Source organism: Frankia sp. RB5 (genome assembly GCF_059816245.1).
In genome coordinates this window covers 69,843-95,545 of record NZ_JCBATA010000025.1, presented here as the reverse complement: position 1 = coordinate 95,545, position 25,703 = coordinate 69,843, and the positions used below count along the sequence as shown (strand labels likewise).

Below are 25,703 nucleotides of genomic sequence, written 5' to 3'. Positions count from 1 at the left end.
CCGCCCGCCCGGCCGGCGGGCGCCGCGGCGCAGCGTGTGCCCGGCGCCGCGGCGCACGGCGAGCGTCGCGGTGCGGGTGCGTTCCGGCGGTGCCTGCGCGGACACCATCCGGTGCAGGTCGGTGCCGGGGGGCACCCGCACGGCGCCGGCGGGGCCGACCAGGCGCACGGTGCCGGCGACCCGCGACAGGCGGAACACCCGCGGCGCGGCGCGGACGAGGTCGTGACCCACCAGGTACCAGCGGCCCCGCCAGGACAGCACGCCCCACGGCTCCACCTGCCGCTCGGCGACCGCCGCCTCGCCGACCTTGCGGTAGGGGAAACGGATCGCCCGGCCGGACTGGACGGCGGCGAGGCACGGTTCGAAGGCGGGCTCGGCGGCGTCGACCCGTGGCTCGAACCCGTCGAGGGCGGCGAGGCCCCCGCCCTCGTCGACCGCCGCACCGCCGGCCGCGAGCTTGCGCAGGGCGCTGGCAGCCGGGCCGGCCAGCGCCGTCGACGACCACAGCGAGCCGGCGAGGGCGAGCGCCGCCGCCTCGTCGGGGGCCAGCGCGATGTCGGGCAGCGCGTAGTCACCGCGGCGGATGCGGTAGCCGACCTCGTCACTGAGCGCCGAGTCGGTGCCGGTCTCCAGCGGAATGCCGATCTCGCGCAGGTAGGCCTTGTCCCGTTCGAACATCCGCCGGAAGGCGTCCTGCTCCTCCGCGCCGACGCCCGGCTCGTATCCCTCGACCAGTTCCCCAAGCTGGGACACGGTGAGAAAACGCGATGTCGCCATCAGGCACATCGTCAGGTTGAGCAGGCGTTCCACCCGGCGCCGGGACACACTCACACAGGCTAGCCGCACCCCGCCCGGGCCCCGACACGACCCTCGAGGTGAGATGCCTCGGCGGTCGTGTCGGGGGGCGCGCCACCGGGGCGCGCACGGTGCCGTCAGGGCTGGGCACCCTCGGCGCCGCCCGCGCCGGAGCCGGCGGAGGCGGGCGCGACGGCGAGCAGGTCCACGACGAACACCAGGGTGTCGTCGGCGAGGATCGTCGGCGGCTGGCCGCCCATCGGCCCGTAGCCGAGCGCCGGCGGGATGGCGATCTCGCGGCGGCCGCCAACGCGCATGCCGTCGATGCCCCGGCCGAACCCGGGGATGGTGCCCGACAGCGGGAAGGTGACGGCCTGCCCGCCGTTGCCGGCCCAGGTGGAGTCGAACTCGTCGCCGTTGCGCCACAGCACGCCGGAGTACTGGATGCGCACGGTGCTCGTGGCCGTGGCCCGCGTGCCGGTGCCGGTCACCAGGTCGCGGGTGACCAGCCCCGTCGGCGCGGCGCCGGAGCCCGCGGCGGCGCGGGGGGCGAGGCTCAGGTCGGTGGCGTTGCGCACCGCGGGCAGCGCGGGGCCGGCGGGCCGCGTGGCGCGCACCGGGGCGGCGCTGGTGCCGTCGGGACCGGTCGACGAGGAGCAGCCGGTGAGCGCGAGACCGGCCAGCGTCGCCGGCAGCAGCAGGGCGGCGGCGAGCGCGCGGGCACGGTGACGGGCGCGGGCGGCGGGCAGGACGGCACGGACGGGCCGCGGGAGGGACGTCACGGACGGGGGGTTCCTCACATGCTGGCGATGAGCTTGTCGACGCGGTCGTCGACGGAGCGGAAGGGATCCTTGCACAGCACCGTACGCTGGGCCTGGTCGTTGAGCTTGAGATGGACCCAGTCGACGGTGAAGTCGCGGCGCTTCTCCTGGGCCCGCTTGATGAACTCGCCGCGCAGCCGGGCGCGGGTGGTCTGCGGCGGGCGGGACTTCGCCTCGAACACGTCGAGGTCGCGGGTGACCCGCTCGACGAGGCCGGCGCGTTCCATCCGGTAGTACAGGCCGCGGTCGCGGTGGATGTCGTGGTACTTCAGGTCGAGCTCGGCGACGCGCGGGGAGGCCAGCGACAGGCCGTGGCGGTGCCGGAACCGCTCGATGAGCACGTACTTCGTCACCCAGTCGATCTCGCGGGCGACGAGCTCGAGGTCGTCGGTCTCGATCGCGAGCAGCGTGCGTCCCCACAGGTCCAGCACCCGCTTGGCGACGGCGTCACCGCCGCGGCGCTCGACGAACTCGACGGCCTTGGCGTGGTACTCGCGCTGGATGTCCAGGGCGCTGACCTCGCGGCCGTTCGCCAGCTTGATCTTACGCTGGCAGGTCATGTCGTGGCTGACCTCGCGGATCGCCCGGATCGGGTTCTCCAGCGTCATGTCGCGCAGCATCACCCCGGCCTCGATCATCCGCAGCACGAGGTCCGTCGAGCCGAGCTTGAGCAGCATCGTCGTCTCGCTCATGTTCGAGTCGCCGACGATGACGTGCAGGCGGCGGAAGCGCTCGGCGTCCGCGTGCGGCTCGTCGCGGGTGTTGATGATCGGGCGCGAGCGGGTCGTCGCCGAGGACACCGACTCCCAGATGTGCTCGGCGCGCTGGGAGATGCAGTAGACCGCCCCGCGCGGGGTCTGCAGCACCTTGCCCGCGCCGCACAGGATCTGCCGGCTGACCAGGAACGGGACGAGCACGTCGGCGAGCTTGGAAAACTCGCCGTGCCGGCCGACGAGGTAGTTCTCGTGGCAGCCGTAGCTGTTGCCGGCCGAGTCGGTGTTGTTCTTGAACAGGTGGATGTCGCCAGCGATGCCCTCCTCCCGCAGCCGCCGTTCCGCCTCCACGAGCAGACCCTCGAGGATGCGTTCGCCGGCCTTGTCGTGGGTGACGAGGTCCGGCACGGAGTCGCACTCCGGGGTGGCGTACTCCGGATGGCTCCCGACGTCGAGGTACAGGCGGGCCCCGTTCTTGAGGAACACGTTGGAGCTGCGTCCCCACGACACGACACGACGGAACAGGTACCGCGCCACCTCGTCCGGGGACAGCCGTCGCTGCCCCCGGAACACACAGGTGACGCCGTACTCGTTCTCCAGTCCGAAGATGCGGCGATCCACGTCTGTGACCCTATGCTCGGATGCCGCCCCGGCGGGGCCAGACGCTCGGGACCACGCTCACCGGGGTGCCGGGCCTCCCGGCCCGCCGCCCGCCGCCGGGTCCGCCGCGCCGTCCGCGCGGGCGTCGACGGTCGGCCCGGCGCAGGCGTCCGCGGGGCGGCTCGGCGGCACCAGCCGGACGCTGCCGGCGGACCCGGGCGCGTCCATCGGCACGGTGCGCTCCAGCGGCGCCGCCGGCTGCGTCGGCTCCGACTCCGCCAACGACGGCCCGGCCAGTGCGGGCCCGGCCAGTGCGGACTGTGTCGCCGGGGACCGGGCCAGACCCGCCTGGGCCGGCGTGGGCTGGGACAGGGTGGGCTGGGACAGGCCGGCCGGGCGCGGCGCGGTGGGAGGCGGCGCCGGGGCGGCGGGCCGCAGCCGGTCGCCGGGCGTGCCGCTCGGCGCCGACGCGCCGCCCTCGCCCACGAACGCCAGCCACAGCCCGACCAGCAGCCACCCGGCCAGCACGGCCACCGGCCGGCCGCCGCCGGCGCCGGCGAAGTAGGACGTCGAGCGCAGCAGCGTCGAACCCGCGCCGGGCGGCGCGAACTGACCGATGCCCCCCCAGGGCCGCGGCAGCATCTCCGGCGCGCTCGCCGCGGCCGACAGCGCCGCACCGACGACGACGACGAGCACGACGCCGACCAGGCCCGCCGTCCCGGCGACCGCCCCGGCGCCGACGACGGGGGCGGCCACCGCGAGGGTCAGCAGCGTCACCACCGCCATCGTCGTCAGGAACGACCCCGGCAGGACGTGCAGCGCGCCGCGCAGCGCCACGGCGCCCGCGAACCCGCACAGCACCGACAGCGCGGCGATGCCGGCCAGGCGCACCGCCCGCGAGCGCACCAGCCGGGTCAGCAGCACCGCGGCGGCGACGATGACGAGCACCAGCGGCAGGTAGCCGGCGGCGAGCCCGCCACCACCCTGGTCGCGGGGCGCGTTCGGGACGACGTCGACGACCGGGATCTCCAGGCCGGGCATGAACACCCGGATGCCCCGGGTGATCGCCTCGGTGACCGCGGGGCTCGCCGCCGACGCGACGCGCAGGGTCAGCCCGTCGTCGCCGATGACGATCGCCGCGTAGGCGTCGCGGTCGCGCAGCGCCCGGTCGGCGGCGGCGACGTCCGGCACGGTGCGCACGGACAGGGCGCCGGGCTCGACCCGGCTGATCTGGTCGGCCAGCGCCGTCGCCGCGGGTTCCGTGCCCACGGTGAGGATCGGCAGGTTCCGGGGCCGCAGGCTGGTCACCGACGTGCCGTACAGCCAGACCAGCAGTCCCATCAGCAGGGCCATGCCGACGGTGATGACGGCGGCGCGCCGCACCCCTCGCAGGCCGAGGACGTCGCCGACCGAGGGCGTGCCGGCCCCGTCGCGGCGGGCCGCGGGAACCGCGACGGCGCCGCTCGCCGCCACCTCGGCCGCCTCGCCGGCCCGGCCCGCCTCCCGCGCCGATCCGCCGTCGGCCACGGGCTCCGCGCCGGTGGCCGATCCCGCGGCGGGCGGCTCGGCGGGCACCACCGCGCCGGTGATGTCGTGGCGGTGGCCGTAGGCGGCGCGGTGCTGCGCCGTCGCGGGCAGTCCCGGCCCGTGATCGTGCACCGGGTAACCCGGATGCGCGTGCGGACGGCCGGGGGCGGCCAGCGGGTCGGGGGCGGCCAGCGGGTCGGGGCCGGTGGCCGCGGCCGCGCCGGAGACCCGGTCGTCGGGGGCGGCCTCGGCCCGCCCGATCCCCGCGGCCGGGTGGCCATCACCCGCCGGAGGCGGGTCGGGCCGCGGGTGGTCCCGCAGGCGCTGGTCGGGAAGAGGATCGTGCTCGCCTGGACGGTCCCGCCCGCCGGTCACCACGGCAGCGCTCCCCCGGACTCGCCGGCCCCGCCGTTCGGGCCCGCCGCCGCGCGCGCATCCGCCGTCCTGTTCGGCCGCGCTCTGCTCACCGCATCCTCCCCTCCGTCCGGCGGAGCCGCCGGGACACCTACGGGAAGTAGCCTGGCGCCTTCGATGGGTCACGTCCTGTCCGACGCTCCCTCGGACGGCGTGTCGCCGCCGGGCGTGTCCCGGCCGATCCGGCCCGACCGGACCGATCCGGGCACGGTCGCGGCGCCGGGTCGGGCCCGGCTCGGCCCCGGCACCGGCACCCACCGGGGCGGTCACGGCGGCGAGAACAGGGAAGGATGGCCGGCATGACAAGCGGAACGAACGACGCGACAGCCCGGGCGGCGCGGCGTGCCGGCGCCCTGAAGAGCAATCTGCGGGTGGAGGTCGACCGGCGGGGCTCGGTACCTCTGACGATCGTCGCCCCCGCCGCGGACGACCCGCCGCGCGGCGGAGTCGTCGTCGTGCAGGACGCGCGGGGCATCACGCCGTACCTGGTGTCCGTGTGCGACCGGCTGGCCGACGCCGGCTGGCTGGCCGTCACGCCGCACCTCTACCACCGCGACGGCTTCGACGAGGTGGACCCGGAGGGCAGCTGGCCGTCAGCCTCGACGACCATGCTCACCCTCACCGGCACGGGCATCGACGCGGACGTGGACGGGGCGCTGGGCCATCTGGCCGACGCCGGGTTCGGGCCGGCGCAGCAGGCGATCGTCGGCTTCTGCATGGGCGGCACGGTGGCCCTGCACACCGCCACCCGCCATCCGCTGGCCGCGGCGGTGTCGTTCTACGGCGGCGGGGTGAGCGAGCCGTACTGGTCGGGGGTGCCGCCGCTGGTGGAGGCGGCACCGGGGCTGCTCGGGCCGTGGCTCGGTCTGTACGGCGAGCAGGACGCGCTCATCACGACCGAGGAGATCGCGGCGCTACGGGCCGCGGTCGCCCGCAGCGGCCGGCGCGCCGAGTTGGTCAGCTACCCGGACGCGGGCCACGCCTTCCACAGTGAGGACCGCGCGGCGACCTACCGGCCGGTCGCCGCGGCCGACGCGTGGACCCGGGCGCTCGCGTTCCTCGACGAGCACGTCCGCCCGCGCTGACCCACGGCGCCGGCGGGTCACGCACCCGCGACCCGCGCGCACGCCACGCCCGCCGCCGGACCTCGCGCGTAGGCGAGGGCGCCCGGCGGCGGGCCCCGGTCAGGAGCTGGCGGTCTGGGCCAGCAGGTCGGACAGGGTGCTGTCGGCGATGCGCTTGAACTGCCGCCGCGCCCGGGTGCGGTCGAGCATGCCGACCTCCAGGTTCGCCGCGGTGAGCACCCGCTCGCCGTTCTGCGGGAGGCCCGGCGGGACGCTGACGGTCAGCGCCCGCACGGCGATGCGCAGGGCGTCGGCGAGGGACTGGCCGTCGCGGTGGTGCTCCTTGAGCGAGGTGGTGACCTGGTCGGAGGCGCCGCCGATGGCGACGAAGCCGCGCTCGTCGGCGATCGACCCGTCGAAGGTCAGCTTGTAGATCTGGTCGTCGTCGCTGCTGCGGCCGACCTCGGCGACGACGATCTCGACCTCGTAGGGCTTGACGCTCTCGGTGAAGATCGCGCCGAGGGTCTGCGCGTAGGCGTTGGCGAGCGCCCGGCTGGTGACGTCGCGACGGTCGTACATGTAGCCGCGGGAGTCCATCAGCCGGATGCCGGCGGTGCGCAGGTTCTCGAACTCGTTGTACTTCCCGACGGCGGCGAACGCGATCCGGTCGTAGATCTCGCTGATCTTGTGCAGGGTCGCCGACGGGTTCTCGGCGACGAACAGGATCCCGTCCGCGTAGGTGATGACGACGACGCTGCGCCCGCGTGCGATGCCCTTGCGCGCGTACTCGCTCTTGTCGCGGACCTGCTGTTCGGGGCTCGCGTAGCCGAACGGCATGGTCACGTCAGCCTCCTGTGCTTGTCGTGCGATCCGCGATGATGGCGCTCACCACGGGTTCCACCTCATCGTCCGCGTAGCGGTGGTACCCGTCGGCGGTGACCGCGGCGACGATCGGGTACAGCCGGCGGATCGGGTCCGGGCCGCCGGTGGCGGTGTCGTCGTCGGCGGCATCGTAGAGCGCCTCGACGGCGATGCGCACCGCGTCGTCCTGGCTGTGGTCGGCGCGGAAGCGCTTCTTCAGCGAGCCCTTCGCGAACACCGAGCCGGACCCGATCGACTCGTAGGCGCGCTCCTCCGACTTCGCGGCCGCGATGTCGTAGGAGAAGATCCGCCCGGCGTCGGTGTCCGGGTCGTAACCGGCGAACAGCGGGACCACCGCGAGGCCCTGCAGCGCCATCGGCAGGTTGCCCTTGACCATGGCGGCGAGGCGGTTGGCCTTGGCGTCGAGGCTGAGCGTCGCGCCCTCGATCTTCTCGTAGTGCTCGAGCTCCACCTGGAACAGCCGGATCAGCTCGGCGCCGACCCCGGCCGTGCCGGCGTAGCCGACGCAGGAGTAGTCGTCGGCGTGGTGCACCTTCTCGACGTCCCGCTGGGCGATCATGTGTCCCTGCGTCGCGCGCCGGTCACCGGCCATGATCACACCACCGGGGAAGGTCACCGCGACGATCGTCGTGCCGTGCGCCACCTCGGTCACCGGCGCCGGCAGGCCCGCGGCGGAACCCGGCAGCAGGTGCGGCGCCGACTGCGACAGGAAGTCGGTGAACGACGACGTCCCCGGCGTCATGAACACAGCCGGTAGACGCCCGGCGCTACCCAATGGATCAGCCACGCATCCCCCTTTCGATAGACGTCCCACACGGGCGGCGGCGTCCCGGCGGCTCCGGGCACCGCGCTGGCGTGCGCATGTGCACAACATAGGGCCATCGGCCGTGGATGCGGGCGGGGAGCCCCGCCGGTCGGATCACGCCGGCGGACACGCACCGGACATCGGCCGCCGCGGCGTACCCGCCGCCCGCTCGACCACCCCCGACGGGCCTCACCGGGAGCACTCCTGGACGGCACCTGCGGGCGAGCCCGCGCCCGCCGGGAGCCGCTTCGCCACGGCCGCGGCACCGCGCCGCACCGACCGCGCAACCCCACAGCCGCGGCGCGACCGCGCGCTCCCGCCGAACGGGCACGCGCCGCAAAGGCAGGGAACCCGGCGGGCACGGGCGAGCGATGCCACAACCCCGGTTCCGGCCGCGCCGTCCGCAGTCCGTTCGGCGGCCCGCGGCGCACCCGCCAGGGCGCGCGGCCGCGACGCCGCCTCGGCGCCTCAGAGCACCCGCGCCGACGAACGGCTCAGAGCACCCGCGCCGAATGGCGGGGCCCGCGCGGGGCCGGCGCGGCCGTCACTCGCCGCCCTTCTGGACGTAGCCCTTCACGAACTCCTCGGCGTTCTCCTCGAGGACGTCGTCGATCTCGTCGAGCAGCGAGTCGACGTCCTCGGAGAGCTTCTCGTGCCGCTCCTTGAGATCGGAGGCGTCCGTCGACTCGGTCTGGACCTCGTCGGCCTCGTCCTCGCGCCGGTTCGTGTGCTGCTGCCCGCCGCCGCTGTCCCTGGTGGCCATGAAGCCCTCCTTCGATCGCCTGGCGCGACACTATCCCGCCCCACCGACACCATCCGCCGGATCGGTGAGAGGTCCACTCCATCACGAACTGGCCGTCTCGTGGCCGCGTCCGCCCAGGGCGCAACCCGTCCGCGCCGGCGCCGTCGCCGCGGCCCACCGACACGGCCCGCGATGGCACCTTCGTGCCCCCGCCGGCCGGCGTCATGCCGCCGGCGGGGCTCAGGTCAGCGCCCGGCGAGCGCGTCGACCAGGTCGGCGGCGGTGGCGCAGCGCTCCAGCAGCTCCCCCACATGGGCCTTGGTCCCGCGCAGCGGCTCGAGGGTCGGCACCCGCTGCAGCGAGTCCCGGCCGATGTCGAAGATGACCGAGTCCCACGAGGCGGCGGCGACCTGCTGCGGGTAGAGCGCCAGGCAGCGGCCACGGAAGAAGGCCCGGGTGTCCTCGGGCGGTTCGGTGATCGCCCGGGTCACCTCGTCCTCGCCGAGGATCCGCTCGAAGCGGCCGCGCTCGACCAGCCGGTTGTACAGGCCCTTCTCCGGGCGCACGTCGTGGTACTGCAGGTCGACGAGCTCCAGGCGGGGCGAGTCCCAGGCGAGGCCGTCACGGCCGCGGTAGCCCTCGAGGATCGACAGCTTCGCGACCCAGTCGAGCTCGCGGGCGCAGCTCATCGGGTCGACCTCGAGGCGGCCCAGCACCGACTCCCAGCGGGCCAGCACGTCGGCGGTCTGCGGGTCGACATCGGCGCCGAAGCGGTTCTCGACGTACTTGCGGGCCTGCTCGTAGTACTCCATCTGCAGCTGGACGGCGGTCATCCGCCGGCCGTCGCGCAGGCTGACGAGGTGCTTGAGCGACGGGTCGTGGGAGACCGCCCGCAGCGCCGCGACCGGCCCGTCCACCGACAGGTCGACGCTGAACCAGCCGTCCTCGATCATCGCCAGGACCAGCGAGGTGGTGCCGGCCTTGAGGTAGGTGGCGACCTCGCTCATGTTCGCGTCGCCGATGATGACGTGCAGCCGGCGGTACTTCTCCGGGTCGGCGTGCGGCTCGTCGCGGGTGTTGATGATGGGCCGCTTCAGCGTCGTCTCCAGGCCGACCTCGACCTCGAAGAAGTCGGCCCGCTGGCTGATCTGGAAGCCGGCCTCGCGGCTGTCCACACCGAGGCCGACCCGGCCCGCGCCGCACATGACCTGGCGGGAGACGAAGAACGGGGTCAGATGGCGCACGATCTCCCCGAAGGGGGTGGACCTGGCCATCAGGTAGTTCTCGTGGCAGCCGTACGAGACGCCCTTGTTGTCGGTGTTGTTCTTGTACAGGTGCACCGGCCTGGTGCCGGGCACGGTCAGAGCGCGCCGGGCGGCCTCGGCCATCACCCGCTCGCCGGCCTTGTCCCACAGCACCGCGTCACGCGGGTTGGTGACCTCCGGCGCGGAGAACTCGGGGTGGGCGTGGTCGACGTACAACCGGGCCCCGTTGGTCAGGATGACGTTGGCCAGGCCCAGGTCGTCCTCGTTCGCCGGGGCGCTCGGGTCGACCGCCGGTTCTCGTGGCAGCTCGAAACCCCGGGCGTCGCGCAGTGGTGACTCCTCCTCGAAGTCCCACCGGGCGCGACTGCCCGGGGCCGACGTCCGGTTGGCGTAGGAGTTCACCACCAAGGACGAGGCCAGCATCTGGTTCGTGTTGGGCTGACCGGGCACCGACACCCCGTACTCGGTCTCGATCCCCATGATCCGGCGCGCGCTCACTCTGCAAGCGTAGGTGCTGCGCGGGCCGTCGGTTGGCCGGACGCCTGCCTTGTTTGCTCTGGGCGATGCGCGCGGAGCTCTCCCACCCCGCACCGATCCGTCCCGGCCGGGGGTGGTTCGGCCCGCCCGGCGCCTGTTTCGCGCCGGGCACGCGGCGGCGCCCGGGACCGAACTCGGTCCCGGGCGCCGTCGTCACGCGCGGTGGGAAGTGCTCCCGCCCGCCCTGCTACAGGTACTGGCCGGTGTTGGCGATGGTGTCGATGGAGCGGCCGGCCTCGGTGCCCTTGGTGCCGGTGACGAGCGTGCGGATGTACACGATCCGCTCGCCCTTCTTGCCGGAGATCCGGGCCCAGTCGTCCGGGTTGGTCGTGTTCGGGAGGTCCTCGTTCTCCTTGAACTCGTCCATGCAGGCGGCGAGCAGGTACTGCATGCGCAGCCCCTTCTTGCCGCCCTCGATGTGCTCCTTGACCGCCATCTTCTTGGCGCGGGCGACGATGTTCTCGATCATCGCGCCCGAGTTGAAGTCCTTGAAGTACAGGACCTCCTTGTCACCGTTGGCGTAGGTCACCTCGAGGAAGCGGTTCTCCTCGCTCTCCGCGTACATCCGCTCGACGACCCGCTGGATCATCGCGGCGACCGTCGCCTCCCGGTTGCCCTCGAACTCGGCGAGGTCGTCCGGGTAGAGCGGCAGGCTGGGCACGACGTACTTGGCGAAGATGTCGCGGGCCGCCTCGGCGTCGGGGCGCTCCACCTTGATCTTCACGTCGAGCCGGCCCGGCCGCAGGATCGCCGGGTCGATCATGTCCTCGCGGTTCGACGCGCCGATCACGATGACGTTCTCGAGCTGCTCGACGCCGTCGATCTCGCTGAGCAGCTGCGGAACGATCGTGTTCTCCACGTCGGAGGACACGCCCGAGCCACGGGTCCGGAAGATCGAGTCCATCTCGTCGAAGAACACGATCACCGGCATGCCCTCGGACGCCTTCTCGCGCGCCCGCTGGAACACCAGCCGGATCTGCCGCTCGGTCTCGCCGACGAACTTGTTGAGCAGCTCCGGACCCTTGATGTTGAGGAAGAACGCCCGGCCGTTACCCTCACCGGTCTTGGCCTCGACCTTCTTGGCCAGCGAGTTCGCGACCGCCTTCGCGATCAGCGTCTTGCCGCAGCCGGGCGGGCCGTAGAGCAGCACGCCCTTCGGCGGCTTGAGCTGGTGCTCCCGGTACAGCTCCTTGTACAGGAACGGGAGCTCCACCGAGTCGCGGATCGACTCGATCTGGCTCTTGAGGCCGCCGATCTGCTCGTAGCCGATGTCCGGGACCTCTTCGAGGACGAGCTCCTCGACCTCGGACTTCGGCACCCGCTCGAAGGCGTAGCCCGAGCGGGGCTCGATGAGCAGCGAGTCACCGACGCGGATCGGCCCGTCGAGCAGCGGCTGGGCGAGCATGACCACCCGCTCCTCGTCGGTGTGGCCGAGCACCAGTGCCCGGTCGCCGCCCTCGAGGACCTCCTTGAGCAGGACGATCTCGCCCTGCCGTTCGAAGGCCCGCACCTCGACCACGTTGAGTGCCTCGTTGAGCATGACCTCCTGACCGGGGGCCAGCCCACTGACGTCGACGCTCGGCGACACGGTCACCCGGAGCTTTCTGCCCTGGGTGAACACGTCGACGGTGCCGTCGTCGTACCGAGAGACGAAGATCCCGTAGCCGCTGGGCGGCTGCGCGAGTCTGTCGACCTCCTCCTTCAGGGTGACGATCTGGTCGCGCGCCTCGCGCAGGGTCGAGACGAGCCTGTCGTTCTGGCCTGCGACCGACGACAGCTCCGCCTGTACCTCCGCGAGCCGTTCCTCCAGCACCCTGACCTGCCTGGGCGATTCGGACAACCTACGCCGCAGCATGGCCACTTCCTCTTCCAGGAAGGCGACCTGCGTCGTGAGCTCGTGTGATTCCTTCTCGTACGCCGACCGCCGTGATTCGGCATCACCTGGACGACCCGTGCTCCCATCGGAGCCAGAGCCCGAACGGGGACCGGACACTGCGCCTCCACCTCCCCCGTGCTGACCGGGACGCACCCACACTACCGTTGTGACCGCCGCTGGCAGGCCGGTCACGCAAGGACGACCGAGCTTTGCCGTAAACAGCGGGTTACGGTGCCATGGTGACAGAAGATCGGAGCCCTGTGGCAACTCCAGCGAAGCCGGGCGTTTCGGCCGACCTGCGCGTGCGGGTCGACCAGGGCGCCTGCACCGGTGACGGCCTGTGCGTCCAGCTCGCTCCGAGCGTCTTCGAGTTCGACGTCGACGGGCTGGCCTACGTCAAGGACGAGACCGGTGACCTGCAGACGTCCGAGGGAGCCTACGTCGGCGTGCCGCTGCCCGTCGTGAACGCCGTCCTCGACGCGGCCGACGAGTGCCCCGGCACGTGCATCTACGTCACGCGCCCCGACGGCACCATCGAGGCCGGCGGCCCCGCCGACTGACCGCTACCAGCCAGCGACCGGCCCGGAGTCGCCCGGCGTGGTCCCCGGGTCCGGCGCGGCCTGGGCGTCGGCGGCGTCGGGCAGGGCGCCCTTGGCGGGGCGGCGGCGGCGCACCGGCGGGGTGACCCCGTCGGCAAGGCGGCGCGCGGTGACCAGGAAGCCGGTGTGACCGACCATGCGATGGCCCGGGCGTACCGCCAGGCCCTCGACATGCCAGTCGCGCATCATCGTCTCCCAGGCCGCGGGCTCGGCGAACGTGCCGTGACCGCGCAGGGCCTCCACGACGCGCGAGAGCTGGGTCGTGGTGGCGACGTAGGCGCACACGACCCCGCCGGGCACCAGCGCGGCGCTCACCGCGTCCACGACGTCCCAGGGGGCCAGCATGTCGAGGACGACCCGGTCCACGTCACGCTCGCTGGTCTGAGCGAGGTCGCCGACGCGGACGGTGTGCGCCGGATGCGGACCGCCGAAGAAGGCCTCGATGTTGCGGCGGGCGATCTCTGCGAAGTCCTCGCGCCGCTCGTAGGACACCAGCCGGCCCGCGTCGCCGATCGCGCGCAGCAGGGAACAGGACAGCGCCCCCGAGCCGACGCCGGCCTCCAGGACCCGGGCGCCGGGGAAGATGTCGGCGTAGGTGATGATCTGCGCCGCGTCCTTGGGGTAGACGACGGTCGCCCCCCGCGGCATGGCCAGCACGAAGTCGACGAGCAGCGGCCGCAGCGCCAGGTAGTCCGTGCCGCCGGTGCTGGTGACGACGATCCCCTCGGGCCGGCCGAGCAGCGCGTCGTGCTCCAGGGCACCGCGATGGGTGTGGAACTGCCTGCCTGGTTCGAGCACGATCGTGTGCCGGCGGCCCTTGGGGTCGGTGAGCTGGACCCGGTCGCCCTTGGTGAACGGGCCCCGCCGGTGCGCCGCACCCGTCGGGCGCGGCCGGTCGAGCAGGGCGTCGCGCTCGTCCGGCGCGGGGGCGGCCAGGGGCTGGTCGCCGGTGGGCTCGGCGCAGCTGTCGCTCAGCGCGGCGTCGAGAACAGGAGTGTCGATGTCCACAGGGGTGTGCTCGGCGTCCAGGGTGAGAGGGGCGGGCGGCGGGGCCTGCCCCGCGGGTCCAGGGGTGTGGTCGGGGGCGGTCACCGGTGGGCCACCATGCGCGCGGCGGCCGCCGGGTCGAGCCGGGCGACGAGGTCGACCATGACGAGCACGCCGACCGGCCGGCCGTGCTGGGTGACCAGGTACTCGGAGGCGGGCACCCGCTGCACGGCGGCGAGCAGGTCCTCGCCCTCCAGGTCGGCGTCGAGCACCATGCCGGGCCCGATCGCCCGACTCACCTCGTCCACGGTCATCCACGGCCTCCGATGCTCGGGCAGCGCGTCGACCGCCGAGCCGTTCATGATCTTGATGGGGCTGCCGTCACGATCGATGACGGCGACGGAGGTCGCGCCGACCTCCTGGGCCCGGCGCAGCGCCTCGGCGAGCGGCACCGCGCCCTCGACGGGCAGCGTGCGGCGCACGAGCCGCCCGGCGGACAGCCCGGGCAGCCGCCCGCGCAGCTGGGCCGCGCGCAACGACTGGAAGGCCGCGAACGCCAGGAATCCCGCCAGAGCATATGTGTAGAACAGGCCGAAGCCGGAGCCGGCGACCGTCGTGCCCCACACGAGCAGCCCCGCCGCCACCAGGAAGCCGCCGTACGCCCCGGCGCGCAGCCCGCGCAGCTTGTCCTTGGTCAGCGCCCACACGCCGGCCACGACCACGCCGCCGCCGTCCAGCGGCAGGCCCGGAGCGAGGTTGAACACGAACAGCGCCAGGTTGATGTACGCGAGGTCGCGCACGGCGACCCCGACGTGGGTGTCCGCCCCGACGGCGAGCAGCACCAGCTCGCCCGCCCCGGCGAGCACCCCGTTGACGGCCGGGCCGGCGAACGCGATCAGGAACATCCGACCGGCGCTGCGCGGCTCGGGCTCGTAGGCGGTGAACCCGGCGAACCCGTGCAGCGTCACCGAGTGCACGACGTGGCCCAGCCGCAGCGCGACGAGGCAGTGGCCGAGCTCGTGGGCCAGCAGGGAGGCGAGGAACCCGACCGAGATCACCGCGGCGATGGCGAGGACCTGACCGTCGGAGGCCGTGGGTAGCCGGTCGCGGATCGACCCGGACATCAGGTAGGCGACCAGCACGGCGAAGATCAGGGCGAGCGGCGAGACGTAGATCGGGACGCCGCGGACGCGGCCGACCATGACGCCGGAGGAGCGGTCCTCCGGGTGACGCGCGACGCCACCCGGGCCGCCCTGGGCATCCGAGCCGACACTGCCGCGCTGATCCGTCATGGATCCGATGCTACGGACCCGATCCGGCGGCGTCTGCCGGCCCTGTGCGCGTCCGTGACCAGCACGCCGTCCGGTGGCGGCACCCCCGGGCCCGCGGGGCCGACCCGCGGCGCTGTCGGTGGCGGGATCTAGGGTCGTGACCATGACGCAGCCGCCGCCCCGGCCCGACCCGGCCACGCCCCGGCCCGGCCCGCCCGCCCACGGGCCCGCGGAGGTGGCGGCGCCCGATCCCACCGCCGCCCCCGGGGGGCGGGAGCTGATCGGGTCACTGTCGCCGTCGCGGGCGGCGGACTTCGTCAGCTGCCCGCTGCGCTACCGGTTCCGGGTCATCGACCGGCTGCCGGAGCCGCCCAGCCCCGCCGCCACCCGCGGCACGGTCGTGCACGCGGTCCTGGAGGGACTGTTCGACCTGCCGCCGGCGGGGCGGACCCTGCAGGCCGCCGCCGAGCTGGTCGAGCCCGCCTGGGCGCGGCTGCGGGAGCGGGAGCCGGCGGTCGGGACCCTGTTCGACGACGACGAGGCGGCGCTGGCGCAGTGGCTGGAATCGGCCCGCGAGCTGCTCGCCGGCTACTTCGCGCTGGAGGATCCCACCCGGCTCGCCCCCGCCGCCCGCGAGCTCTACGTCGAGCATGTGCTGGAATCAGGGCTGCGGCTGCGCGGCTACGTGGACCGCCTCGACGAGGCGACCACCGCGCAGGGGCTCGCGCTGCGGGTGGTGGACTACAAGACGGGCCGCTCGCCGGGGCCGGCGTTCGAGAACTCGGCGATGTTCCAGATGCGGTTCTACGCACTGCTGCTGTGGCGGGTACGCGGCGTGATCCCCCGTGAGCTGCGCCTGTACTACCTCGGGGACCGCACCTGGCTGCGGGCGACGCCGGACGAGGCGGACCTGCGTGCCACCGAGCGGCGCATCGAGGCACTGTGGGCGGCGATCGACCGCGCCCACCGCACCGGCGACTGGCGGGCCACGCCGAGCCGGCTGTGCTCCTGGTGCGATCATCAGGCGCGCTGCCCGGCGTTCGGCGGGACGCCCCCGCCGCTGCCGGCCCCCCGGTCCGCGGCCGCGGCGGCGCTCGCGGAGGCTGTGCCGGCCGTCTGCGAGGCCGACGGCTAGGGGCGGGTCGGGGGACGGCCCGGGCGAACGGGCCTGGCATCGGGTTGTCCACAGGCCCGGGCGGCGCCGAGATGCGGATCATGTCTCGCTCGTTGAGGGATCGGACGATGGCGGCGCAGCTGTCCGGACGAGCCGGGTTGGGCGCGGTGCGGTCCTCGTCGCGCCGATAGACGTACATAGGACGAAGGCACGCTCATGACCCGGCCCCAGGGCGGTCGGGGACACCGACACCCGCCCTGGGGGGCGCGGCGCGCGAGGAGGACGGCTGATGGCCCGACGGACCGGATCATCCCCGGGCGGGCAACGGGACGCGGGCGACGGCGGATCACGCGGCCGTGGGCGGCGCACGGGCGGCGGTGCGACGGGCTCCTCCGGCGTCGCGGCGGCGCGCGCCAGCCAGCTGACGAAGGTCTACGGCTCCGGGGACACGATCGTCACCGCCCTGCGCGGGATCGACCTGGGCTTTCCCCGCGGACGCTTCACCGCGATCATGGGGCCCTCGGGGTCGGGCAAGTCGACCCTGATGCACTGCCTCGCCGGTCTGGACACGGTGACCCGCGGCCGGGTGTTCATCGGGGACGTGGATCTGTCCCGGCTGTCGGACAAGGAGCTCACCCGGCTGCGCCGCGACCGCATCGGCTTCATCTTCCAGCAGTTCAACCTGCTGCCGACGCTGACCGCGGCGGAGAACATCACGCTGCCGCTGAGCATCGCCGGGCGCGCCCCCGACAAGGAGTGGATGCGCACCGTGGTCGACGCGGTCGGTCTCGCCCCCCGTCTGGGGCACCGGCCCCCGGAGCTGTCGGGCGGCCAGCAGCAGCGTGTCGCCTGCGCCCGGGCGCTGGTGACCCGCCCGGAGATCATCTTCGCGGACGAGCCGACGGGCAACCTGGACTCCCGCTCGGGCGCCGAGGTGCTCCAGTTCCTGCGCGACTCGGTGACCGACCTCGGCCAGACGATCGTCATGGTCACCCATGACGCGACGGCCGCCTCCTACTCCGACGAGGTGATCTTCCTCGCCGACGGCCGGCTCGTCGACGCGATCGAGCGGCCGACCGCCGACGAGGTGCTCGACCGGATGAAGCACCTCGACGCCGCCCAGCGCGGCCTCGTCTCCCCCGCCGCGGACACCGGCGGCTACGAGGCCGAGGACGACTACGACGACGAGAGCGACCTCGACGAGGAGAGTTACGGGGCGTCGCGCCACCGCGGCGGCGACCGGGGTGGGCGCTACGACGACGGCTATGACCGCCCGGACGAGGACCCCGCCGACCGGAACCGTCGCGGCCCGCGGCAACCCGGCAGGGACTACCCGGCGCGGGACTACCCCGACCAGCGTTATGGCGACGACGGCGGCGGCGCGGGCGGCTACGACCGGCGCTACGCCGAGCAGCTGACCGGCGAGTTCGACGCGATCCCCGACGGACCGCCCGCGGGGGCGCGGGGGGGCCGCGGCCGGCGAGGGCCGGCGAGGGCCGATCCGGGCGGGAGCGGCGGGGGCGGGCCGCACCCCGGCGAACCGCACGATCCCGACGGCGGCGGTTACGGCGCGCCGTCCTACCGGGAGTCCGGCCGCTACCGCGCGGACGGCCCGGAGTCGGCGGGCTGGGCCTGATCCATGCTGCGCGCGACCCTCAAGAGCCTGCTGGCCCGCAAGGTCCGGCTAGTCCTGTCCATGCTGGCGGTCGTCGTCGGTGTGAGTTTCGTCACGGGGACACTGGTCCTCACGGACACGCTCAACCGGACGTTCGACACGCTGTTCGCCGACATCAACAAGAACGTCAGCGTCGCCGTGCGGGCGGTCAACCAGATCGACCCGTCGAGTGACAACGGCCGGCCGCCGCTGCCCGCGACGGTCCTGCCCGCCCTGGCCAGAGTGGACGGCGTGCGGGCCGCCGTCGGGTCCGTCAGCGGACAGGCCGTGCTCGTCGACCCGCGCACCGGCAAGGCGGCGGACGGCGGTGGCGCGCCCGGCATCGGGACGAACTGGACCGGCGGGCAGCCGACCGCCTCCGAGCAGATCGCCGAGGGCCGCGCACCCGGCCCGGGCGAGATCGTCGTCGACCGGGCGACCGCGCGGTCGATGCACCTCGCCCTGGGCACCCGGATCGTGGTGCAGACCAAGGGTCCGCCCGGTACCTACACGCTGGTCGGCACGTTCCGCGTCGCCGGCCAGGACAGCGTCGGCGGCGCGGCGGTGACCGCCTTCGACACGGCGACCGCCCAGCGGGTGCTGCTGGCGCCGAACGAGTTCAGCGCCGTGCACCTCGCCGCGGCGCCCGGGATCGGACAGGAGCAGCTGCGGGCGCGGGTCGCCGCGGTGCTGCCCGGCGGCGTCGAGGCGATCACCGGCAAGCAGCTCGCGGACGAGAACGCGGGCGCCGTGCAGCAGGCGATCCGGGGGTTCTCGACCTTCCTGCTGATCTTCGCGGCGATCTCGGTGTTCGTCGGCGCGTTCATCATCTTCAACACGTTCACGATGCTGGTGGCCCAGCGGGTGCGGGAGCTGGCGCTGCTGCGCGCGATCGGTGCGAGCCGCCGCCAGGTCCAGCTCTCGCTGCAGGTCGAGGCCGCCATGGTCGGCTTCGCGGGCGCCACCGCGGGGCTCGTCGTCGGGGCAGGCCTCGCCCTGCTGCTGCGGGCCGCCGTCGGCGCGTTCGGGGTGAGCCTGCCCGGCGGGTCACTGGTGTTCAGTCCCCGCACCATCGTCGTCGCCTACGCCGTCGGCGTGGTCATCACCTCGGTGGCGGCGTTCGTGCCGGCACGAAAGGCGGCGTCGGTGCCGCCGGTCGCGGCGATGCGGGAAACCTACGTGCTGCCCTCCCGGTCGCTGCGCCTGCGGGCGATCTCCGGGTTCGCGCTCAGCACGCTCGGCGTGCTGCTGCTGGTGCTGGGCACGGCGTCGGCGGGCAAGTCCGGGGCGACCTCCGTCGGCGTCGGCGCCGCCGCGATCTTCCTCGGGGTGGCCACCCTGTCGCCGCTGCTGAGCGGCCCGGTGATCCGGGTGCTCGGCACGCCGTTCGTGTCGATGTTCGGGACGACCGGCCGGCTGGGGCGGGAGAACGCGATGCGCAACCCGCGCCGCACGGCCTCGACCGCCTCCGCGCTCATGATCGGCCTGGCTCTGGTCAGCGCGTTCGCGATCCTCGGCCAGTCGATCAAGGAGTCGGTGCGGGCGACGGTGACCGACAGTCTCGGCGCCGACTTCTACCTGTCCGCCAAGGGCTTCGGGCAGGGTTTCAGCGGCCAGGTCGCGCGTGACCTGGCCGGCAAGCCGGGCATCGACACCGCCACCGGCCTGCGCGGCGGGCTGGCCAAGGTCGACGGCTCCAGCGTGCAGCTGCTCGCCGGGGATCCCGCCGGCCTGCTCAAGGTTCTGGCGATCAAGAAGGTGTCCGGGGACATCCACGCCCTCGGCGACCGCACGATCCTCGTCGAGGACGGCGTCGCCGCCGACCACCACTTCACGGTCGGCCAGAAGATCCGGGTGGCCTTCCCCGACGGCAGCGAGGACCTCACCCTCGTCGGCACCTACAAGAAGAGCCAGGTCGCCGGCTCCTGGATCATCTCGACCGCCCAGTACGCCCGGCACACCCCCGACGACCTCGACCTGTTCGTCCTGGTCAAACGGGCTGACGGTGCATCACCCGCGGCGGTGCGGGCGCAGATCGACGCGGTGGTCAAGCCGTTCGCGACGGTGGAGGTGCGCGACCAGTCCGAGTTCGTCGCGCAGCAGGAGAAACAGGTCGACCAGCTGCTCGGCTTCATCTACGTGCTGCTGGCCCTGGCGGTCGTCATCGCCCTGTTCGGCATCGTGAACACCCTCGCCCTGTCCGTGATCGAGCGGACCCGGGAGATCGGACTGCTGCGCGCGGTGGGCATGTCCCGCGGCCAGATGCGGGCGATGGTCGTCATGGAGTCGACGATCATCTCGGTGTTCGGGGCGGTGCTCGGCGTGGCCGTGGGCAGCGTCTTCGGCTGGGCGTTGACCCGCGCGCTGGAAGGCCAGGGCATCACCGCCTTCGCCTACCCCGCCAGCACGATCATCGTCGTGATCCTCATCGGCGTGCTGCTCGGCATTCTCGCCGCCGTGTTCCCCGCCCGCCGCGCCGCCCGGATGGACGTCCTGCGCGCCATCTCCACCGCCTGACGCCGGTCGCCCGGGCCCGGCCCGGGCGACGCCGGGCCCCGGGGGACCTTCTCAGACCCGCGTCCGGCTCAGGCCCGCGTCCGGCGCGCGGCCACCAGCTCCTCCAGCAGCCGGGGGCTGACCTCGTGCAGGCTCGCGACCACGGCGGCGAGGCCCTCGGGCAGCGGCGCCCGCCCGGCGTCGCGGCGGGCCACGTCGACGTCCGACGCACGGGCGGCACGCAGGTCCGCGGCAGCCGCGGCGGGCGTGTCCACCCGGTCCGCGGCGGCGGGGGTGGTCAGGTCCAGCAGATCCGGCATGGAGGGCACCATCACCGTGGCGCAGGCGGCGGCGACACCCGCCTGGGCTCCGGACGGGCTGTCCTCCAGCACCACGCAGGAGCGCGGGTCGGCGCCGAGGTGGCGCGCGGCCACCAGGTAGGGCTCGGGGTCCGGCTTGCGCCGGCTCACCTCGTCGCCGGCGACGGTCACCGCGAACAGCTCGCGGCCGATCACGTCGAGCACCGGGTCCATCAGGTCCCGGAACGAGGAGGAGACCAGGGCGGTGGGCACGCCCCCGGCGTGCAGGGCGCCCAGCAGCTCCACAGCGCCGGGCTGCGCCACGATCGCACCGGGCTCGCGGAACAGCTCGGCGGAGCGGCGCAGCAGGAAGCGGGCGGTGTCCGCGACGGCGGCAGGCGGCTGGCCGAGCATCTCGACCATGATCGGCACTGCGGTGTCGATGCCGTGCCCGATCATCGCCCGTTTCATGGCGGGGGTGAACGTGCCGCCGAGACGGGCGGCCGCCTCCTGCTCGGCGACGGTCCAGATCGGCTCGGTGTCGACGAGCAGGCCGTCCATGTCGAAGAAGACCGCCGCGAGGCTACCCACGTTCGCTCCTAGCTCGATTCGGTGCGCACCGGCTGGTCCGGGAACGCACGACACACGGCCCCGGGCCTGGTCGCGACGGGGCCGGCCCGCCGGGACGAGGCCGGGCCGATCGGACAGGACGGCATGCCCGGGGCCAGCCGCGCGGCCGGTCCCGGGCGAAACCCGCCCGGGTCGTATGCTGCCGGACCGATGCCACGATGCCGTCGGTCACCGGAGCGTCGGATCTCACACCGGATCACGGCCGCGGCCGTCGTTCCCGGTGCGCGCCAGGCCGTCCAGAATGCCCTATCGGCGCGGGCCGCCGCTCGCCACCATGGTGAGCGTGATGCCGGTCGACATCCGTGGCGCCGACGCCGGCCGTGCTGCCGGCGGTGACCGGCCGCGCGGGCCAGGACCCGCGGTGGGCTCCGGCGGACCCACCTCACCCCGGGGCCGCGGACGGCGGGATCATGTCCGTCGGCCGCCGGCGTGCGCAGCCGGAACCGGGCATGGCGGGCGGCGGGGGAACGGAGGGGGATGTCTCGACGGCGACAGTCCTCACCGCGACCGTTCACGCTCCCGCGACGGCGGGTATCCGTCCCGAGCCGGTACGGTGCAGCCACCGGGGCGATCCGGACCGGATGTCCCGTCCGCCCCGCGCTGTTCGGCATCGCCAGACCGAGGAAAGGCGTTCCCACGAGAACACCGGCAGACTGGTCCCGCGGGGGTCCCCCACGGGCATGGGAAGGGTCCCCAGCGGATGCAAGGAGGGCTGACGTCGCGGATGTCGGCTCTGGGCAGGAGTCGTCTCCGTGAGGACGTACCGTTGCACTGTCACGGGGGCAGTGGGCCGCCACTGGGCGGCAGGAGGTGGTAGGTGATCGAGTTCTCCGGCGTCGGCCAGTTGCGGTCGCCGGTCGTGGTAGCCGCCTTCGAGGGATGGAACGACGCCGCCGACGCCTCATCGGCGGCCGTCGAGCATCTCGAGACGGCGTTCAAGGCCCGGGTGATCGGTGCCATCGACCCGGATGACTACTACGACTTCCAGGTGAACCGCCCGACGGTGAGTGGAACCGACGGCGCCTCCCGGAAGATCACCTGGCCGACGACACGGCTGTCGGTGGCGCGGCCGCCCAAGTCCGAGACGGACCTGGTGCTCATCCGCGGCCTGGAGCCGAACATGCGCTGGCGCGGCTTCACCGACGAGCTCATCGAGGCGGTGCACGCCCTCGGCAGCGACATGGTGATCTCGCTGGGGGCGTTGCTCGCCGACTCGCCGCACACCCGCCCGGTGCCGATCAGCGGCACCGCCGGGGACGCGGCGACGGCGGCGCGGCTCGGGCTGGAGCCGTCACGCTACGAGGGACCGACGGGGATCGTCGGCGTGTTCGGCGAGGCGTGTGCGCGGGCGGAGCTCGCGTCGGTGTCGTTCTGGGCGGCGGTGCCGCACTACGTGGCGAACCCCCCGTGCCCGAAGGCGACGCTCGCCCTGCTGCGCCGGGTGGAGGATCTGCTCGACATCGAGATCCCGCTGGGTGACCTGCCCGAACGGGCGAAGGCGTGGGAACGTCAGGTCGACGAGCTCGCCGCCGGGGACACCGAGGTCGCCGAGTACGTCCGCTCGCTGGAGTCCCGGGAGCCGGAGACGGCGTTGCCGGAGGCCAGCGGGGACGCCATCGCCCGCGAGTTCGAGCGTTACCTGCGCCGCCGCGGGCAGTGACCACCGCCCGCATCCGGGCGCGTCTGCGTACGCGCCCGGATGCGGATCCGGCGGCGGCCGTGACCGGCCCTCGGGGCCGATCGGGCGGCCGGGCCGCGGCGCGGGGTGCTACTCCTCGACGATCTCGGCGTCGATGATCTCCTCGTCGGCGCCGCGGCGGAAGGGCACGTCGGCGGTGCGCACCGACGCGCGGGGTGGCACCGCGCCGGGCTCGCCGTCGGCGACGTCCCCCTGGCGGTGCCGGCCGGGGGGGCGGCGGCCGAAGCCGAGCGACGACCCACCGGCGCCCGCCGACCCGATGACGGTGCCCGAGCCGTGGCCACGGGCACCGAACGCCCGGGAGGCGGCCGCCGCCGCCCCGGCGCCGTAGCCGCTGGCGCCGTCCGCGGTCGTCGCGCTGTACACACCACCGGACGCGCCGCGCATCGCCGCGGACCCGCTGCCGCCCGCGGAACCGCCCACCCCGCCGCCGTCGGCGTCGCCGGAGCCATGGGCATCCGCCGAGCCGTAGGCGCCGGGGGTGAAGGGGGCGGCGCCATACGCGCCGTACGCGCCGGCATCCGCCTGCCAGGACCCGGCCGTGGGGTCGTCGGCCGCCGGGCCGGCGGGGCCGGATGGGCCGCCAGGGGGACCCGCGACGTCCGCGGGCGCCCAGCCGTCGGCCGCGGGGGGCGGCGTGCCGGCCGGGGCCGCCGTGGGGCGCGTCAGCCCGTCCCCGGGAGGCGCCGAGCCGACCGGTGCGTCACCGCCGCCGGCGGGCCCGGATCCGGGGTCCTGCGCCGCGCCGACGCCCGGCATGCGCCCCCCGGCGGGATCGCCACCGCCCACGCCACCACCGCCCGCCCCACCTCGCACGCCGCCGCCGGGGACACCTCCGCCGGGGACACCTCTGCCGGGGACGTCGCCACCGGGGACGTCGCCACCGGCGCTCGGGGCGGCGCCGGCACGGGCCAGGTCGGTCACGGCCCGATCGACCTCGTCGGAGCCGAGGATGGCGCGCAGCCGCAGCACGGCGCCGATGATCTCGCCCTGCTGGTGGCGCAGCGCGTCGAGCGAGGCGGCGCTGCGGGTGATCTCCTCCCGCAGTTCCAGGTGCCGCTCGGCGGCGATGCGGCGGCTCTCCTCGACCGCGTCAAGCAGCAGCCGCTCGGCCTGGTCGCGGGCCTCGCGGACGATCGGGTGGTTCGCCCCGGCGTCCTCGATGGCCTCCTCGAGCGCCGACTCGGCGATCACCCGCGCGCCGTTGATGATCTCCTCGGCCTCCTGGTGGGCGATGGCGAGCATCTGCCCGATGCGCCCGCCGGCCTGCGCGGCGAGCTGTTCGTCGGCGCCCGCCGACGCGGATCGCTCGCGCTCGGCCTTCAGCGCGCTCTCGGCCGCGGCCGCGCGGGAGGTCACCTGGCTGGCGTAACGCCACAGCGTGGCGAGGTAGTCGTCCACCTGGCGCGGGTCGTAGCCATGGGTGACCTCGTCGAAGGCCGGCCGCTCGGCGCCGGCCCCGGGATCGGTCCTGCGGTGGTGCGCCCCCATCCCTCAGCTCCCTCTGGGTCGGACGGGTTCAAGGTCTACACCGAGCAGTGTGTCAACCAGCCGGGCGACGAGTGCGGGCGCCTCCCCCCCGACTCCCGCGGCGTCGCCATAAGACCGAGCGTGACCGGCCTCGGCGACCGCGTCGCCGCCCGAACCGCCCGCGCGGACCACGGCCCCGTCGGCGAGCGCGGCGGCGGCCCAGGCGTCGACCGCGGCGAGGGCGCCGGGGGCGTCCAGGTCGCCGGCGAGCCGCTCGCGCACGGCGGCCAGCACCGGTGCGGCGTCCGGGCCCGCGGGCAGTGCCACCGCGGCCCGCCAGCGCTCCAGGCGCTCGCGCGCGGCCGGCAGACTCGCCGGCGTCCACTCCCACGCGTCGGTGTGGTGGTGCTCCAGCAACGCCAGGCGCAGCGCCGCGGGGTCGGCACCGGCGCGGCGCAGCCGGGAGACGAACTCGAGGTTGCCGCGCGACTTCGACATCTTGTGCCCGTCGAGACCGACCATCGCGGTGTGCACGTAGCGGCGGGCGAACGGGCGGGTGCCGGCGGCCACCTCGGCGTGCGCCGCGGAGCACTCGTGGTGCGGGAAGGCGAGGTCCGTGCCGCCGCCCTGGATGTCGACGACGCCGAGATGGTGGCGGGCGATCGCCGCGCACTCGATGTGCCAGCCGGGCCGGCCCGCGCCGAACGGCGACGGCCACGACGGCTCGCCGGGCCGGTGCGCGCGCCACAGCAGCGGGTCGAGCGGGTCCTTCTTGCCGGCGCGGCCCGGATCACCGCCGCGTTCGGCGCACAGGGCGAGCATCTCGTCCCGGGGCAGGCCCGCGACCTCGCCGAAGGCGGGCGCGGCGGCGACGGAGAAGTACACGTCGTCATCGACCTGGTAGGCGGCGCCGCAGGCGACGAGCTCGCCGACCATCTCGACGATCATGTCGATGGCCTCGACGACACCGACGTAGGCGTCGGGGGCCAGCATCCGCAGCGCGGTCATGTCCTCGCGGAACAGCGCGATCTCCCGGGTGGCGAGGTCCTGCCAGTCCATCCCGTCGCGCGCGGCGCGTTCCAGCAGCGGGTCGTCGACGTCGGTGACGTTCTGGACGTAACGCACGGCGTGGCCGGCGTCGCGCAGAGCGCGCTGGGCGAGGTCGTAGGTCAGGTAGGTGAAGGCGTGGCCGAGGTGGGTCGCGTCGTAGGGCGTGATGCCGCAGACGTACAGACGCGCCGTCGGCCCGGCGTCCAGAGGGCGCACCGCCGCCGTGGCCGTGTCGAGGATCCGCAGTGGTCGCCCACGGCCGGGAAGGGGACGGATCGGAGGAGAGGGCCACGCCTGCATGCGTGTCAGCGTAACCGCGAACCGTGTGCCCGGCGGGCACAAGACGGGTAAGCCCGCCGTGACCGACCTGCGCAAACGGCCGGCCGGGACGCC

The 25,703-nt window shown here is 74.3% G+C and carries 20 protein-coding genes; 6 read left to right on the top strand and 14 right to left on the bottom strand.

Annotated elements, in window-relative coordinates:
- From AC6EXY_RS15845 to AC6EXY_RS15830, 4 genes are all read right to left on the bottom strand, one after another.
- Positions 1–831 (bottom strand): helix-turn-helix transcriptional regulator (locus AC6EXY_RS15845; protein ID WP_499842354.1); only part of this gene is annotated, 831 nt, incomplete at its 3' end.
- 101 nt (positions 832–932) lie between these two features.
- On the bottom strand, positions 933–1,577 hold the full coding sequence (locus AC6EXY_RS15840) for an FKBP-type peptidyl-prolyl cis-trans isomerase (RefSeq protein ID WP_101832305.1): 645 nt from the start codon (positions 1,575–1,577) through the stop codon (positions 933–935).
- Positions 1,578–1,591: 14 nt separating this feature from the next.
- A complete protein-coding gene (gene pafA, locus AC6EXY_RS15835; RefSeq protein WP_101832306.1) occupies positions 1,592–2,950 on the bottom strand; it encodes a Pup--protein ligase in 1,359 nt (452 codons plus the stop codon).
- Between the two features lie 57 nt (positions 2,951–3,007).
- Positions 3,008–4,834: a hypothetical protein gene (locus tag AC6EXY_RS15830; protein ID WP_499842353.1), complete on the bottom strand. Its 1,827-nt coding sequence runs from the start codon at positions 4,832–4,834 to the stop codon at positions 3,008–3,010.
- Positions 4,835–5,169: 335 nt separating this feature from the next.
- Between AC6EXY_RS15830 and AC6EXY_RS15825 the strand changes: the two genes are divergently transcribed.
- Positions 5,170–5,955 (top strand): dienelactone hydrolase family protein, encoded by a 786-nt coding sequence (locus tag AC6EXY_RS15825; protein WP_101831365.1) that lies wholly within the window; start codon positions 5,170–5,172, stop codon positions 5,953–5,955.
- Positions 5,956–6,054: 99 nt separating this feature from the next.
- On the opposite strand, the gene prcA is transcribed toward AC6EXY_RS15825, so the two are convergent.
- The 5 genes from prcA to arc all read right to left on the bottom strand — a co-directional run bounded on the left by prcA (position 6,055) and on the right by arc (position 12,158).
- On the bottom strand, positions 6,055–6,777 hold the full coding sequence (gene prcA / locus AC6EXY_RS15820; RefSeq protein ID WP_101831364.1) for a proteasome subunit alpha: 723 nt from the start codon (positions 6,775–6,777) through the stop codon (positions 6,055–6,057).
- Between the two features lies 1 nt (position 6,778).
- Positions 6,779–7,603, bottom strand: coding sequence for a proteasome subunit beta (prcB, locus tag AC6EXY_RS15815; protein ID WP_207770252.1), 825 nt, complete (start codon positions 7,601–7,603; stop codon positions 6,779–6,781).
- Between the two features lie 562 nt (positions 7,604–8,165).
- On the bottom strand, positions 8,166–8,384 hold the full coding sequence (locus AC6EXY_RS15810) for a ubiquitin-like protein Pup (RefSeq protein WP_499818707.1): 219 nt from the start codon (positions 8,382–8,384) through the stop codon (positions 8,166–8,168).
- Positions 8,385–8,608: 224 nt separating this feature from the next.
- On the bottom strand, positions 8,609–10,126 hold the full coding sequence (gene dop / locus AC6EXY_RS15805) for a depupylase/deamidase Dop (RefSeq protein ID WP_341477211.1): 1,518 nt from the start codon (positions 10,124–10,126) through the stop codon (positions 8,609–8,611).
- Positions 10,127–10,352: 226 nt separating this feature from the next.
- Positions 10,353–12,158, bottom strand: coding sequence for a proteasome ATPase (gene arc / locus AC6EXY_RS15800; protein ID WP_101831361.1), 1,806 nt, complete (start codon positions 12,156–12,158; stop codon positions 10,353–10,355).
- A 119-nt stretch (positions 12,159–12,277) separates the two neighbouring features.
- On the opposite strand from arc, the gene AC6EXY_RS15795 reads away from it, so the two are divergent.
- Complete coding sequence (locus AC6EXY_RS15795; protein ID WP_101831360.1) at positions 12,278–12,601, top strand: ferredoxin; 324 nt, start codon at positions 12,278–12,280, stop codon at positions 12,599–12,601.
- Between the two features lie 3 nt (positions 12,602–12,604).
- On the opposite strand, the gene AC6EXY_RS15790 is transcribed toward AC6EXY_RS15795, so the two are convergent.
- Positions 12,605–13,576: a tRNA (adenine-N1)-methyltransferase gene (locus AC6EXY_RS15790; RefSeq protein WP_101831366.1), complete on the bottom strand. Its 972-nt coding sequence runs from the start codon at positions 13,574–13,576 to the stop codon at positions 12,605–12,607.
- Between the two features lie 152 nt (positions 13,577–13,728).
- Positions 13,729–14,919 carry a zinc metalloprotease gene (locus AC6EXY_RS15785; protein WP_101831359.1) on the bottom strand — a complete coding sequence of 397 codons (1,191 nt, stop codon included), beginning with the start codon at positions 14,917–14,919 and terminating at the stop codon, positions 13,729–13,731.
- Positions 14,920–15,061: 142 nt separating this feature from the next.
- Here AC6EXY_RS15785 and AC6EXY_RS15780 point away from each other — a divergent pair, with 142 nt between their 5' ends.
- From AC6EXY_RS15780 to AC6EXY_RS15770, 3 genes are all read left to right on the top strand, one after another.
- Positions 15,062–16,033, top strand: a complete 972-nt coding sequence (locus AC6EXY_RS15780) for a RecB family exonuclease (protein WP_499818708.1) — start codon at positions 15,062–15,064, stop codon at positions 16,031–16,033.
- Between the two features lie 268 nt (positions 16,034–16,301).
- A complete protein-coding gene (locus tag AC6EXY_RS15775) occupies positions 16,302–17,648 on the top strand; it encodes an ABC transporter ATP-binding protein (RefSeq protein WP_499818709.1) in 1,347 nt (448 codons plus the stop codon).
- 3 nt (positions 17,649–17,651) lie between these two features.
- Positions 17,652–20,183 carry an ABC transporter permease gene (locus AC6EXY_RS15770; protein ID WP_101832083.1) on the top strand — a complete coding sequence of 844 codons (2,532 nt, stop codon included), beginning with the start codon at positions 17,652–17,654 and terminating at the stop codon, positions 20,181–20,183.
- Between the two features lie 68 nt (positions 20,184–20,251).
- On the opposite strand, the gene AC6EXY_RS15765 is transcribed toward AC6EXY_RS15770, so the two are convergent.
- Positions 20,252–21,052 carry an HAD family hydrolase gene (locus AC6EXY_RS15765; RefSeq protein ID WP_243407562.1) on the bottom strand — a complete coding sequence of 267 codons (801 nt, stop codon included), beginning with the start codon at positions 21,050–21,052 and terminating at the stop codon, positions 20,252–20,254.
- An 856-nt stretch (positions 21,053–21,908) separates the two neighbouring features.
- Here AC6EXY_RS15765 and AC6EXY_RS15760 point away from each other — a divergent pair.
- The gene (locus AC6EXY_RS15760; protein ID WP_009737775.1) at positions 21,909–22,751 is read left to right on the top strand and encodes a PAC2 family protein; all 843 of its coding nucleotides are present in this window, start codon (positions 21,909–21,911) and stop codon (positions 22,749–22,751) included.
- A gap of 108 nt (positions 22,752–22,859) precedes the next feature.
- Here AC6EXY_RS15760 and AC6EXY_RS15755 read toward each other — a convergent pair whose 3' ends face one another.
- Entirely contained in the window at positions 22,860–24,281 is a 1,422-nt protein-coding gene (locus tag AC6EXY_RS15755; protein ID WP_499818710.1) for a DivIVA domain-containing protein, read from the bottom strand.
- Between the two features lie 3 nt (positions 24,282–24,284).
- Positions 24,285–25,610 carry a cysteine--1-D-myo-inosityl 2-amino-2-deoxy-alpha-D-glucopyranoside ligase gene (gene mshC / locus AC6EXY_RS15750; protein WP_101832084.1) on the bottom strand — a complete coding sequence of 442 codons (1,326 nt, stop codon included), beginning with the start codon at positions 25,608–25,610 and terminating at the stop codon, positions 24,285–24,287.
- Between the last annotated feature and the right edge of the window lie 93 nt (positions 25,611–25,703).

Bases quoted from the DNA above. Each gene is read 5' to 3' on its own strand.
- AC6EXY_RS15825 (WP_101831365.1), top strand. From the start codon at position 5,170: ATGACAAGCGGAACGAACGACGCGACAGCCCGGGCGGCGCGGCGTGCC.
- AC6EXY_RS15810 (WP_499818707.1), bottom strand. From the start codon at position 8,384: ATGGCCACCAGGGACAGCGGCGGCGGGCAGCAGCACACGAACCGGCGC.
- AC6EXY_RS15795 (WP_101831360.1), top strand. From the start codon at position 12,278: ATGGTGACAGAAGATCGGAGCCCTGTGGCAACTCCAGCGAAGCCGGGC.
- AC6EXY_RS15785 (WP_101831359.1), bottom strand. From the start codon at position 14,919: ATGACGGATCAGCGCGGCAGTGTCGGCTCGGATGCCCAGGGCGGCCCG.
- AC6EXY_RS15780 (WP_499818708.1), top strand. From the start codon at position 15,062: ATGACGCAGCCGCCGCCCCGGCCCGACCCGGCCACGCCCCGGCCCGGC.
- AC6EXY_RS15775 (WP_499818709.1), top strand. From the start codon at position 16,302: ATGGCCCGACGGACCGGATCATCCCCGGGCGGGCAACGGGACGCGGGC.
- AC6EXY_RS15770 (WP_101832083.1), top strand. From the start codon at position 17,652: ATGCTGCGCGCGACCCTCAAGAGCCTGCTGGCCCGCAAGGTCCGGCTA.
- AC6EXY_RS15755 (WP_499818710.1), bottom strand. From the start codon at position 24,281: ATGGGGGCGCACCACCGCAGGACCGATCCCGGGGCCGGCGCCGAGCGG.
- mshC (WP_101832084.1), bottom strand. From the start codon at position 25,610: ATGCAGGCGTGGCCCTCTCCTCCGATCCGTCCCCTTCCCGGCCGTGGG.